This is a genomic window from Williamsia sp. Y712 (assembly GCF_059445525.1).
Map to the genome: position 1 here is coordinate 953,090 of NZ_JCAIUN010000001.1, position 12,126 is coordinate 965,215.

A 12,126-nucleotide genomic window follows, 5' to 3' on the forward strand; every position below is an offset into this window, starting at 1 on the left:
CGTCCCCAAACGCTCCGGAAATACGAAGACGATCCACAAATATGTGGATCGTCTTCGTATAACTGGAGCGTTTGGGGTGGGGGATTGGCGGTCGGTCAGGCGGTGTCGGTCATCTGGGTGACGAACCGTCCCGGTGTACGGCCGTACTCGCGTGCGAACGCGGACACAAACGCAGGCACACTCGCGTAGCCGACCAGATGGGCGACCTCGGTCACCGAACTCGTCTCGAGGAGAACAACCGCGGCCTCGAGTCGAATCTTGGTGCGCCACTGCGAGAACGGAATCCCGAACTCGCGGACGAAGTCGCGTTGCAACGTCTTGGTGCTGGTGTGCAGTCGGGTGGCCCACTCGTCGAGCCGGGTCTGGTCGGAAGGATCGTGCAGCAAAGTGCTGGCGATCGTGTCGGCAAAACCTGCACTGCGGCTGACCGGCGTGCCGATCGGGTGTCTCCCCGCAAGGTCGCGATGGGCCTCGCCGAGGCCGGCCATGATCAGCGCCCGTGCCGCCAGCGCGTCGTCTTCGTCCTGCCCTGGCCGGGCGATCTGCTCGATCAGGCGACGGGCCGCAGCATTGGTCGACACCGCTGCCACCCGCAGGTCTCTCAGATTTGCGGGCGTCTCGCGCAGGCACACGCGGTAGACGATCTGCTTGCGGGAGGCGAACACCTCGTGGGTGACGCCGCGCCTGGCCCACAGTGCTTCTTTGTTGCCGATGAACTCTGTCCGGTTGGCATGGCGAACCGACAGCATTCCGTCCGGCGTCCAGTACAGCTGGTGGACGAAGTCGCTGCGAGATCTCGCGATCTCGAGGGCGCCACCCGATGCGTACTTCAGGATCCGGATCCCGGTGGTGGGTCCCAGACCGTACCCGTATTCCTCAACCCACAACGGGTCGGCGGCGGCCCCGAAAACGCTGGGTGCCGCGGAGCGATCGAACTGTCCTCCGAGCGTCACGAAGTGTCCTCTCAAAGTAGCCGTGAGGTAGCCATGTAAGGCTAACCTCAGCTGGTGTTCGGGTGCGGCCGTGGGGTCCGCATCACGATTTTCCGCGTAGTAGAAGGAAGTGCAGATGTCCGCTCGTACGAATTGGCAGAGCCTGGGCGTGGTCGCCATCTCGGCCGGCCTGGTCCTGGGTGCCGCCGCATGTGGCAGCGACGATTCCAGCTCCGATAGCGCCGAGACCAGGGTCTTTGTCGCCGACAACGGGGATATCACGATCCCGGTGGAGCCCGAGCGCATCGTTGCGACCGGCTATGCGGTCCCGGCACTGGTCGAGTCGGACGCACCCCTGGTGGGCATCTCGACCTGGGAGCGCGGCACCGACCTGATGTCTGACGAGGATCTGGCCGAGTACAACGAGCTGGAGAAGGTGGCAGGCGAATCCGCCGCCGAGACCAACTACGAGGCGATCGCGAATGCGCGGCCGGACCTCATCGTGATCGGCGTACCGAAGCCCGCCCTCGGCGACATCGACATGGCGCGACTCGAATCGATCGCACCGGTTGTCGCGATCACCCCCGGCGTGCCCTCGGCGTGGCGAGAGATGACCGCCCGTCAGCTCGACGCCGCAGGTGAAAACGAGACCTATGCGGTCGACAAGGCGGCCTACGAAGAGAAGGCCGCTGCGCTCAAAGAGAAGTACGCGGGTGTGCTCGGGTCCCTGCAGTTCGGGCATGTCGGAGCATACGGCGACTCCGCAGCCGGTGACTTCATGCGGGAATTCGGCGGATCGTGGGGCACGAATGTCGCCCAGGACATCGGCGTGAGCTACTACGGAGAGGTCAAAGAGAAGGGCAACGGCGCAGCTGCAGTCTCGGAGTATCCGTCGATCGAGGAGATTCCGGCCAGCCTCGGCGACGCCCAGGTGATCACCTACACCCTCGGGGATGACGGTAAGCCGAACGCAGAAGTCCAGTACGTCCTCGATTCGCCGCTGTTCAAGAATCTGCCCGCTGTCGCGGCGGGTCAGGTCTACGGCTTGCAGTACACCGAGGCCGCAACCTACGCATCTGCGATGCAGACCCTCGACGCGATCGACGCAGCGTTGGCACCACTACTGGAGCCGGCACCGTCGGCGGCCCCTGCTGCATCGTGAGGACAAGCCGCGTAGATCCGGCCGAGCGCGTTGCCGCCCATCACCGATCCGGAGATCGCTTGGCGCGCATCGGATACCCGATCGGCATTCGCACGGTCACCGTCAAGCGCCGGACAATGGTGTCGCCGGGCATGCTTCGCCTGACACTTCAGGGTCCGGCCCTGGCCGGGTTCCACACCTATCAGGCCGATGACCATGTGAAGGTCATCTTCGCGGACGCCGACGGCACAGTGCGGATCCCGACCGAGAACGCAAAACAGGAGCTGGACTGGCCGCTGCCGTATCCGGCGACCAGGAAGTACACGATTCGCCGGTTCGACCCGCAATTGCTCGAACTCGACCTCGACTTCGTGGTGCACGAAGGCGGCTTGGCATCGGATTGGGCGGCGGGCGTCGCGCCGGGTGATCCGGTGGTGGTGGCCGGACCGCCCGGGGCCCAGACTTTTCCGCACAACTATGACCACTACGTCTTTGCTGTCGACGCCACCGCCCTGCCTGCTGTGGCGCGCTGGCTCGACGAGTCACCGCAGGATGTATCGGCCGATGTGGTCGTCGAGGTGACGAACCCCGGTCACCAGCAGTACCCGTTGGCGACGCGGTCCGGTGTCCGGGTGCGGTGGTTGATCCGTCCGGCGGGCTCATCGTTGCTGGCGGACACGGTCAACGCGCTGGATCTGCCGCCGGGTCGGGTATTCCTCTTTGCCGCAGGCGAAGCCGGAGACATCAAGCCGCTGCGCAGTCGACGTGATCTCGACAAGCTGATCACCGGCTACTGGAAACGCGGTGTCTCGGACGAGGACGTGGACCTCGATGAAGATGACGAAGACCATCACCATCACGATCACGATCACGATCACGATCACGATCACGACCATGATCACGACCACTAGTTCGGTTCGGACTGTTCGAGCGCGGGCGCGGGTGTGACAACCACGGTTGCCACGGCGCGTCCGCGTCGGCGTCTGAGTAACACCGCCATCATCGGAACTCTGCTGCTGGTGTTGCTTCTGTTGACGGTGTTGAGCCTGTGCGTGGGGGCACGTACCACTGCGCCGGGCGAGGTCTGGGCGGCATTGACCGATTACGTCGGTACCGACGACAGCCACATCGTCGTTCGGGACGTGCGATTGCCGAGGACCCTACTGGGCTTCGCGGTCGGGGCAGCGCTCGGCACATCCGGCGCATTGATCCAGGCGATGACGCGAAATCCGTTGGCAGAACCGGGGATTCTCGGTGTCACGGCAGGCGCCGGATTCGCGTTGACCGTCGGTGTTGCCCTCTGGGATGTCCAGGGCCAGATCCCGATCGTGGTGCTCTCGTTCTTCGGCGCGCTGATCGCGTCCGTTGCCGTCTATGCGGTTGGGCGGACCTCCCCGCTGCACCTGATCCTGGCCGGGGTGGCGCTGACCGCGGTGCTGTCGGGCATTTCGTTGGGCCTGCGCCTGATGAAGCCGGACGTATTCGACCGCTACCGTTTCTGGTCGGTGGGATCGCTGGCAGGGCGTGAGCAGGCCGATTTGATGATCCCGATTCTGATCATCGTCGGATGCCTGATCGCGGCGATGATGATGACACGCTCGCTCGACACCCTCGCGCTTGGTGAGACCGTTGCGCATTCGCTGGGTACCAGGGTTGGGCTGACCCGCACGATCGTTGTGCTCTTGGTGACGATGCTGGCGGCGGTTGCGACCGCGATCGCCGGGCCGATCGTGTTTGTCGGGCTCATCGTTCCGCATCTGGCGCGTCGCCTGGCTGCCGGGTCGGTGCCCTGGTTGATCGGCTACTCGATGCTGGTTGGACCGATCCTCCTGGTCTCGGCGGATATCATCGCCCGGTTGTTGCTGCCGACCGGGGAGGTTCCGGTCGCGATCGTGACCGCATTCCTGGGTGGACCGATGTTGATCTGGGTTGTCAGGAAGTTCGGAGCGATGACGCTGTGAGCGCGATAGTTCTCCGCACCGGAAAGGTGACACTACGCGCCGAGCGACGTGGTGTGACCGCTTGTGTGACCCTGACTGTCCTCGCCGTCCTACTCGCTTTCGTCGGGCTGAGCTACGGCAGCGACTGGTCCTCGCCGGCCACGGTGCTGCAGGCATTGGTCGGGCGTGGCGACGAATGGTTTGTCATCACCCACTGGCGGATGCCACGAGTCGTTGCCGCACTGGTCTTCGGTGCTGCGCTCGGCCTGGCAGGGGCCATCTTTCAGAACTTGACCAACAATCCACTCGGCAGCCCGGATGTGATCGGCCTCGACGCCGGGGCATACACGGGTGCCCTGGTTGCGATCACGGTGCTCTCGGGGACCTCGGGTGAGTTGGCCGTGAGTTCTGTGATCGGAGGCCTGGCCACCGCGGCCCTCATCTACGCGTTCTCACTCGGATCCGGGCGTGGCGGCGTGACCCTCATCGTGGTCGGCATCGCGTTCAATGCCATGCTGACAGCGGTCAATTCGTGGATCATCCTGCGTGCCGACCTCGATGTGGCGATCGCTGCGACGGGCTGGAGCGCCGGGTCGATCAACGGGGTGGACTGGGATGAGCTCGCTCTACCGGCAGCCATCATCGCCGGGATGGTACTGGTACTCATGGCGGTTTCATCACCGATGCACCAGTCGACGTTGGGCAACGATCTGGCCGTCACCAGTGGTGTGCAGTTGAATCGGTTGCGGCTGTTGCTGGTTGGGGCCGGTGTCGTCCTCACCGCAACTGTGACCGCGGTGGCCGGACCGATCGTGTTCATCGCGTTGGCGGCGCCGCAGATCGGGCGCCGGCTTGCCGGGTCCGCGGGCGTGGCGTTGATTCCGGCCGCGTTCACCGGTGCGGTGCTGTTGCTTGCCGCCGACCTCATCGCGCAGTTGTTGTTGGCGCCGGTGTCGTTGCCGGTGGGTGTGGTCACCACCGCCATCGGCGGAACATACCTGCTCTGGCTGCTGGTCAAAGAGGTCAAGAGCGCACGAAAAGGATTGGGACAGTGACAGTTGACAAGGTGGCCGGGCCGAGGGCCGGGACGAAACCGTCCCGACTGCGGGTGCGTGGCGTGACACTGGGCTACGAGGGGCGAGTCGTGTCGACCGGTCTTGACCTCGACATCCCGGACGGCGCGTTCACCGCGATCGTCGGCCCCAATGCCTGCGGCAAGTCGACACTGATGCGCGCGATGGTGCGGCTGCTCAAGCCGGTCGACGGTGTCATCGAATTCGACGGGGCCGACGTCAATTCACTCAAACCCAAATCGGTGGCCCGGCAGATCGCTTTTCTGCCACAGGATCTGGTGGCACCGGAGAACATCACGGTCCACGGGCTGGTGCGCCGTGGTCGGTTCCCGCATCAGTCGGTGCTGTCGATGTGGTCCCCGGATGACGAGGAGGCGGTGAACCGCGCGATGGATCAGGCTGGTGTCACCGACCTCGCCGAGCGACAGGTTGGCCAGTTGTCCGGTGGTCAACGGCAACGTGTCTGGATCGCGATGGTGCTCGCGCAGGACACGTCCTACCTCCTGCTGGACGAGCCCACGTCGTTCCTGGACATCACCCATCAATACGAGCTGCTCGAGCTCTGTTCGTCCCTGCGGGATTCGGGCCGGACAATCATCACGGTGCTGCACGACATCAACCAGGCCTGCCGATTCGCCGATCACCTGGTTGCGTTGTCGGGTGGCCGGATCGCCGCGCAGGGCCGGCCCGAGAACGTCGTGAACGCCGACTTGATCAGCGAAGTGTTCGGACTCGACGCCGTAGTGGTGCCCGATCCGGTGACCGATCTACCGATGGTCGTGCCCAAACGCCTGCGCTGACCCGACCATCCCAACTGGTGCGGGGGTCCGGGGGTCGGGTCAGCTGGCGACGCGGACCAGGGCCTTGCCGAAGTTGCGTCCCGTGAGGAGTCCGCGGAACGCGTCGAGGACGTTCTCGAAGCCGTCGGTGACGTCTTCCCGGTATTTCAGCGATCCATCGGCGACCCATCCGGACGCCTCTTCGAGGAACTTCGGCATCTGCTCGGCGGCGAACTCGGTCTGGATGAATCCGCGGATCGTCAGGCTCTGGGCCAGCACGATTCCCATCAGCTGCCCGGTCCGGTCCGGGCCCTCGGGAAGTGACGTCAGGTTGTAGTTGGCGACGAGTCCGCAGACCGGGATCCGGCCGTAGAGGTTCATCCGGGGCAGCACTGCGTCGAACACCGCGCCGCCCACGTTCTCGAAGTACACGTCGATGCCGTCGGGTGTGGCTGCGGCCAACTGCTCGGCGAAGTTGTCGGCGCGATGGTCGACCGCGGCATCGAATCCGAGTTCATCGACCAGGTAGGCGACCTTCTCGGGGCCGCCTGCGATGCCGACGGCGCGTGCCCCCTTGATCTTTGCGATCTGGCCGACGGCCGATCCCACCGGACCCGCCGCGGCCGCCACCACAACGGTTTCGCCGGGTTGGGGTTTACCGATGGTCAGCAGCCCCGAATACGCGGTGAACCCGGGCATGCCGAGGACTCCCAGTGCGGTGGAGGGCGGATTCGTCTTCGGGTCGAGGAGTCGCAGTTGCTTGGCGGGCTCGACCGAATGGGTTTGCCAGCCCCCGTAGCCGAGCACCACATCGCCCGGTGCAAAACGGTCGACGGTGGACTCGATGACGCGGGACACCGTTGCGCCGACCATGGTGTCGCCGATCTCCACCGGCGGTGCGTACGATTTCGCGGCACTCATCCGGCCGCGCATGTAGGGATCCAGGGAGAGGTAGAGCGTCTGCAACGAGACCTCACCGTCCTGTGGCTCACGCAATGGAAACTCCTCGAAACGGAAATCGGAGTCCTTGGGCTCACCGTGTGGCCGCGCGGCCAGCACGATACGGGTGGCGTTTGTCATGTGTCTCCTCATCGAGATCGACCGTGTACCTCCACCGTGCCCCTGGTGCGGTGTTCCGTCAATGGCGCCATGTTCCGTCACCCATTGTTCTGGTCGACCCGGTGTCACTACGGTGGAGCGATGAGCAGCGACCCAACAGACTCGGCAGACGGGGCGAATTCGGTGGGCCGGGCCCGGCAGAACACCATCTATTCGAACGGCGTCTTCGGCCGAAAACCTCAGGTACCAACCAATTTTGAAGCGCTCGAACGGGCTGCGAAGAAGAAGATGTCGCCGAAGGCCTGGGCCTACGTGGCCGGTGGCGCCGGTGACGGTGGCACGATGTCGGCAAATCGCAAGGCCTTTGACCGGTGGGCGATCGTGCCCCGGATGCTGCGGGATGTGTCGAAGCGGACATTGACGACCGAACTCTTCGGGCAACAACTGCCTGCACCGATTCTCTTCTCGCCGGTGGGTGCCGGTGCATTGGCACACCCGCAGGCCGATATTCACATCGGACGTGCCGCTGCCGAGCTCGGCGTTCCATATATCTTCTCCAGCCAGGGCAGTGTGCCGATGGAACAGACCGCGGCCGCGATGGATGAGGTCGCCGCCGGTGCGCCACGGTGGTATCAGCTGTATTGGTCGACCGACGAGGACCTGGTCGACAGCTTCCTGAATCGGGCCGAAAAATCCGGGGCCGCAGCCATAGTCGTAACTCTGGACACCACGATGCTCGGCTGGCGTCCCCAGGATCTGAATCTGGGATCGTTGCCATTCGCTCAGGGGCTCGGGATCGACCAGTACACCTCGGACCCGCGGTTCGTCGACATCGTCCGGGAGCGGATCGCGGCAGCGCTCCCGCGGGAGCGACCACAGATCACCCTCGGTGCCATCAAATCTCTGGTCTCGATGGCCCGCAATACCCCGGGAGGTGCTGTGCGCAACCTGCTTTCGCCCGTCCCGCGGGAATCGGTGCAGACGTTCCTGGAGATCTATTCACGCCCGTCGCTGAGTTGGGCCGATATCGCCGGACTTCGTGAACGCACCTCGCTGCCGATCGTCCTCAAGGGCATTCTGCATCCCGACGACGCCCTGCAGGCCGTTGACCTGGGGGTCGACGGGATCCTGGTGTCCAATCACGGTGGCAGGCAGGTTGATGGGGCGATCGGATCGGTCGACGCGCTGGTGGACGTCGTCGCCGCGGTGCAGGGGCGCGCAAAAGTGTTGCTCGACTCCGGAATTCACGGTGGTGCCGATGCATTCAAGGCGCTGGCGCTTGGCGCCGACGCGGTCTGCGTGGGGCGGCCTCACATGTACGGTCTGGCCTTGGCCGGGGCCGATGGTGCCCGCGATGTCGTTGCCAACATCATCGCCGAGCTGGATCTGACGCTGGGATTGTCGGGCCACACGAGCGCCGCTGATCTGACACCGGCGTCGTTGAAGAGAGTCATCTGACGTTTGCGCCGGGCCTGGCCGGTCGCGCGTCGCCGCGGTCAGGTCAACGAGCGGCCCGTCCGGATCCGGCGCCGGACGTCCCACAGGTACGCGTTGAAGGGGAAGGCGCGCAACGGCTTCGGTAGCCGGGTCGCAACGGACCTGGCGAGCTGGTTGTGGATGTCGAACACCCGCTGGTTCCGATCGGACCAGGCCAAGCCCATCTTGTCGCGGAACTCCGGCGGCAGGAAGCCGGTGGTGAGGAACATTCCGTAACCGCCGATCACGAAGGAGAACGGCCGCGGCAAGAACTCGAACTTGGAGATGGAAAGAAGGAGCTCGCGGATCGTGTCGTCGATCTCGAGTCCGGCGACGGTGGTGTCCCAGTACTCCTGGAAGTCGGCGCGGGTCGCGGGCCACATGTCGCGGGACATCTGCAGCGTGGTGCCCATCAGCGCACCCTGCTGATAGGCCTGTTCGGTGACTGCTTCGGGATCACCGTAGAGGTACTGCATGTCCTCCCAGCCCTTGTACAGACAGGCGGCAACCCACAACTGCAGGTTCGGGTCGAAGGCGTTGTACTTCACCGGACTCGAGGCGCTCGACTTGACCTGGGCGTGGGCGTGGCCGATCGCCTTGCGGTAGGCCTTGCGGTCCGCAGGTGTCCCGTTGACCGCGACCGCCAGGTACGACAGCGTGGTGCGGGCCCGTTTGAGTGGGTGCTTGAACAGGTTGCCGGAGTCGACCTTGCTCTCCGCGACCCCGTAACCGACCGCAGGCAGCGCAAGTTGCATGATCACATTTGCCGCACCGGCGAGGGCCGAGATACCGGGCATTTCGAGCAGGTCTCCGGAAGCGCTGTCAGTCTCGTCCCGGGTCCACGTCGGTACCGGTATCTCCGTAGAGCGTGCGCTGCTTCCATCGATGATCCCAGACGTCATTGTCTGCCCTTCTCGCAATGAACATTGTGACTACGTGCGTTGTCGCTTTGATTCAACCGATCCGTTGACCGAAAGTCAATCGCCTGGAACACGAGGTGACAAGATGGGGGGATGGCTGACCCCTTGCGCCCATATGGTGGCGAAAACGGAGCAGACCGGGTGAAACGGCGCCGGGCAACCCTGGTGGACGCAGCATTGGACATCCTCGGGTCGCCCGACGGCGGGTTGATCAGCGTGCGCGGGGTCTGTCGGCAGGCCGGTCTGACGGCCCGGTATTTCTACGAGAGCTTCGAGGATGTCGACGCGCTGGTCGCGGCCACGTACGACGAGGTCGTTCTCGACATCGCGGCGGCCGCGCAAGAGGCGGTGGTGGCAGGTGGCAGATCGACCCGCGATCAGATCGCGTCGGTCGTGCGGGTCATCGTCGACCGGATCGATGCGGACCGTCGGCGCGGGCGGGTGTTGTTCTCGCAGACCCTGCTGAGCGGAAAGCTTGCCAGTAAACGCAATGACACCATCCTGATGTTCGCGACGCTGACCATGCAGAACTCGGGCGCCGAGGACAACGGGCCCGAGGTGCAGGGCGCTGCCCATTTCTACGTCGGCGGGTTCGGGCAGGTCCTGTCCGCCTGGATCGACGGCGGGATCGACTGCAGCACAGACGAACTCGTCGACCTATGTGTCACGATGATGTACGGTGCGGTGTCGGAGTTGCTTCCGCAGCGGGCCGATCAGCACCACTGATTCTGCGGTTGTTCCAGCGGTCGAAGCCGATCCACAACAGCAGGCCGAGGGTCGAGACAACGATCCCGATCACGCACAACGTGCCCCAGCCGCCACCTGCATAGGCAAATCCCGAGCAGACCGAACCGGCAACCGCGCCGGTGAAATACGTGACCATGTAGGCGGTGGTCACCCGGCTGCGGGCTTCGGGAGCCAGTGTGTAGATGGCAGTTTGGTTCGACAGCTGTGAAGCCTGCGCTCCGAGGTCGAACACCACGAGTCCGATGATGAAGGCGGCCAACGGGGTACTGGGCCACGCCAGCAGCAGCCAGCCCGCGATGGTGACGAGCCACGCCGACGTTGTTGCCAAACGCAGATGTCCGCGGTCGGCGAGCTTACCGATCAGCGGTGCACCCGCGGCGCCGGCGATCCCGGCCAACCCGAAGGCGCCGATCGCAGATTCGGAGTAGTCGAAGTGCTCGCCGCGGTTACCGGACAACAGGAACGCCGTCGACGTCCACATCGCGCTGAATCCGAACATCGTGAGAAATCCCAGCGCCATTCGCTGGCGCAGCATCGTCTCGGTGCGGACCATCCGGGCCACCGACAGCAGCAGTTGTCCGTACGGCTGATGTGGCCGTGCGGCATCGGGGGGTGCCATGAAATACACGACCACCGCCAGGGCCGCCATCAGTGCGGCGCAGACGAACATCACCGATCGCCAGCCGCCGAACTCGGCGATCACGCCGCTGACCAGGCGAGCGAGCAGGATGCCCATCAGTAGTCCACTCATCACCACACCCACCACGCGGCCGCGATCGGAGGGCAGTGCCAGTGCTGACGACCAGGGGATGACGAGTTGCGCGGTGGCTGCGCTGATCCCGACCAGGATCGATGCCGCGAACAGTGCGATGAATCCGGGAGCCAGTCCACTGACCAGCAAAGCGCCGGCAGACGCGGCCATCATGCTGGGCGCCAGCAACTTTCGATTCCACAGGTCGCCAAGCGGAACCAGCAGGAGCATGCCGATGACGTAGCCGAATTGCGCGGCGGTCACCACCAGTGCCGCGGTGGCGGTACTCACGGCGAAGTCCGCGCGGATCTCGTCGAGGACCGGTTGCAGGAGGTACAGCGACGAGACCGACAGACCGCAGGTGAGCGCGAACAGGAGCGTCAGTGACGAGCTGATGCCGACGGAACTGGGCCGGGGCGAGGTGGGGTCGGCCTGCATCCAGTCAGCTTGCCGGATCATCTGCGAGGATCACCAATCGGGCTCGCGTGCGTCGGTGCGTGTGTATGGGGGCAGCGGCGCGACAAGCTAGGTTGAAACCCATGAACTCCGGGGTCGATCCGACGTCGCACGCCAGTGATGACGGTGCGCGGAGCTCCGGTGCGTGGCGGCAGTACGGGGACGAGGAAGACCTCCCGGTCCCTCTCGCTGCTGCGCTCGCGGCGTTCGCCGAGCACGGCTACCACGGCACGTCGGTGCGTGACATCGCTGCTCGCGCGGGTCTGAGCGTGCCGGGCCTCTATCACCATTACCCGTCCAAGCAGTCGCTGTTGCAGGGACTGCTCGAACGGACGATGAGCGACCTCCTGGACCGTTCGGAAGCCGCGCTGGCCGAAGCCGGGCCTGCACCCTTGGAGCAGTTCGACGCGGTGGTCGAGTCGCTCCTGCGATTCCACATGTACCGCCGGGCGCGGGCGTTTGTCGGTTCCACCGAGACCCGGAGCCTCGAACCGGACTTCCGTCTGGAGTACATCGCCCTCCGCGACCGCCAGCAACGGATGGTGGACAACATCGTCGAGGCCGGCGTGGCGACGGGGGACTTCGTGTGTCCGTATCCCAAGGATGCGGCGCGGGCCGTCGCGACCATGTGTGTGGGTGTTTCGACGTGGTACCGGCCACGAGGACGCCTCGGTCCCGACGAGTTGGTGTCGCGATATCTGCTGATCGCACGGCAGATGGTTGGGGTCATGCCCGGGACGCAGTGAACCGGACGGCTTGACCGCCCCGGTGCAGGCATGGCACGGTGATCCCCAACTACCGAACGATCGCTCGGTCGGGCCGGGGTTCCGGATCGTCGAGCACCGCGCACAA

12 protein-coding genes are annotated in these 12,126 nt (G+C 64.9%); 8 read left to right on the forward strand and 4 right to left on the reverse strand.

The annotated features are described in order from the left end of the window. Positions 1 to 95 precede the first annotated feature (95 nt). Positions 96 to 953, reverse strand: coding sequence for a helix-turn-helix transcriptional regulator (locus AC1D75_RS04685; protein WP_495514123.1), 858 nt, complete (start codon positions 951 to 953; stop codon positions 96 to 98). Positions 954 to 1,068: 115 nt separating this feature from the next. Between AC1D75_RS04685 and AC1D75_RS04690 the strand changes: the two genes are divergently transcribed. From AC1D75_RS04690 to AC1D75_RS04710, 5 genes are all read left to right on the forward strand, one after another. Then, the gene (locus AC1D75_RS04690; RefSeq protein ID WP_495514124.1) at positions 1,069 to 2,094 is read left to right on the forward strand and encodes an ABC transporter substrate-binding protein; all 1,026 of its coding nucleotides are present in this window, start codon (positions 1,069 to 1,071) and stop codon (positions 2,092 to 2,094) included. Between the two features lie 59 nt (positions 2,095 to 2,153). After that, positions 2,154 to 2,984, forward strand: a complete 831-nt coding sequence (locus AC1D75_RS04695) for a siderophore-interacting protein (RefSeq protein ID WP_495514125.1) — start codon at positions 2,154 to 2,156, stop codon at positions 2,982 to 2,984. Between the two features lie 33 nt (positions 2,985 to 3,017). Further along, entirely contained in the window at positions 3,018 to 4,034 is a 1,017-nt protein-coding gene (locus AC1D75_RS04700) for a FecCD family ABC transporter permease (protein WP_495514126.1), read from the forward strand. A 65-nt stretch (positions 4,035 to 4,099) separates the two neighbouring features. Next, entirely contained in the window at positions 4,100 to 5,068 is a 969-nt protein-coding gene (locus AC1D75_RS04705; protein ID WP_495514127.1) for a FecCD family ABC transporter permease, read from the forward strand. Next, positions 5,065 to 5,886, forward strand: coding sequence for an ABC transporter ATP-binding protein (locus tag AC1D75_RS04710; RefSeq protein WP_495514128.1), 822 nt, complete (start codon positions 5,065 to 5,067; stop codon positions 5,884 to 5,886). Before AC1D75_RS04705 ends, AC1D75_RS04710 begins: the two co-directional genes overlap by 4 nt. Positions 5,887 to 5,925: 39 nt before the next feature. Here AC1D75_RS04710 and curA read toward each other — a convergent pair whose 3' ends face one another. Continuing rightward, positions 5,926 to 6,945, reverse strand: a complete 1,020-nt coding sequence (gene curA / locus AC1D75_RS04715; RefSeq protein WP_495514129.1) for an NADPH-dependent curcumin/dihydrocurcumin reductase — start codon at positions 6,943 to 6,945, stop codon at positions 5,926 to 5,928. A 120-nt stretch (positions 6,946 to 7,065) separates the two neighbouring features. Here curA and AC1D75_RS04720 point away from each other — a divergent pair, with 120 nt between their 5' ends. Continuing rightward, on the forward strand, positions 7,066 to 8,382 hold the full coding sequence (locus AC1D75_RS04720) for an alpha-hydroxy-acid oxidizing protein (protein WP_495514130.1): 1,317 nt from the start codon (positions 7,066 to 7,068) through the stop codon (positions 8,380 to 8,382). A 38-nt stretch (positions 8,383 to 8,420) separates the two neighbouring features. Here the strand turns inward: AC1D75_RS04720 and AC1D75_RS04725 are convergent, their stop codons facing one another. Continuing rightward, positions 8,421 to 9,302, reverse strand: coding sequence for an oxygenase MpaB family protein (locus AC1D75_RS04725; protein WP_495514131.1), 882 nt, complete (start codon positions 9,300 to 9,302; stop codon positions 8,421 to 8,423). 111 nt (positions 9,303 to 9,413) lie between these two features. Here AC1D75_RS04725 and AC1D75_RS04730 point away from each other — a divergent pair, with 111 nt between their 5' ends. Continuing rightward, entirely contained in the window at positions 9,414 to 10,046 is a 633-nt protein-coding gene (locus AC1D75_RS04730) for a TetR/AcrR family transcriptional regulator (protein WP_495514132.1), read from the forward strand. On the opposite strand, the gene AC1D75_RS04735 is transcribed toward AC1D75_RS04730, so the two are convergent. Next, positions 9,985 to 11,277, reverse strand: coding sequence for an MFS transporter (locus AC1D75_RS04735; RefSeq protein ID WP_495514133.1), 1,293 nt, complete (start codon positions 11,275 to 11,277; stop codon positions 9,985 to 9,987). The genes AC1D75_RS04730 and AC1D75_RS04735 overlap by 62 nt on opposite strands. Before the next feature lie 80 nt (positions 11,278 to 11,357). Here AC1D75_RS04735 and AC1D75_RS04740 point away from each other — a divergent pair, with 80 nt between their 5' ends. Then, positions 11,358 to 12,020: a TetR/AcrR family transcriptional regulator gene (locus tag AC1D75_RS04740; RefSeq protein ID WP_495514134.1), complete on the forward strand. Its 663-nt coding sequence runs from the start codon at positions 11,358 to 11,360 to the stop codon at positions 12,018 to 12,020. The last annotated feature ends 106 nt before the right edge of the window (positions 12,021 to 12,126 follow it).

What these genes read in the sequence shown, in the direction of transcription:
- AC1D75_RS04690 (WP_495514124.1), top strand. Translation starts at nt 1,069, where the DNA reads ATGTCCGCTCGTACGAATTGGCAGAGCCTGGGCGTGGTCGCCATCTCG.
- curA (WP_495514129.1), bottom strand. Translation starts at nt 6,945, where the DNA reads ATGACAAACGCCACCCGTATCGTGCTGGCCGCGCGGCCACACGGTGAG.
- AC1D75_RS04720 (WP_495514130.1), top strand. Translation starts at nt 7,066, where the DNA reads ATGAGCAGCGACCCAACAGACTCGGCAGACGGGGCGAATTCGGTGGGC.
- AC1D75_RS04725 (WP_495514131.1), bottom strand. Translation starts at nt 9,302, where the DNA reads ATGACGTCTGGGATCATCGATGGAAGCAGCGCACGCTCTACGGAGATA.
- AC1D75_RS04730 (WP_495514132.1), top strand. Translation starts at nt 9,414, where the DNA reads ATGGCTGACCCCTTGCGCCCATATGGTGGCGAAAACGGAGCAGACCGG.
- AC1D75_RS04735 (WP_495514133.1), bottom strand. Translation starts at nt 11,277, where the DNA reads ATGATCCGGCAAGCTGACTGGATGCAGGCCGACCCCACCTCGCCCCGG.
- AC1D75_RS04740 (WP_495514134.1), top strand. Translation starts at nt 11,358, where the DNA reads ATGAACTCCGGGGTCGATCCGACGTCGCACGCCAGTGATGACGGTGCG.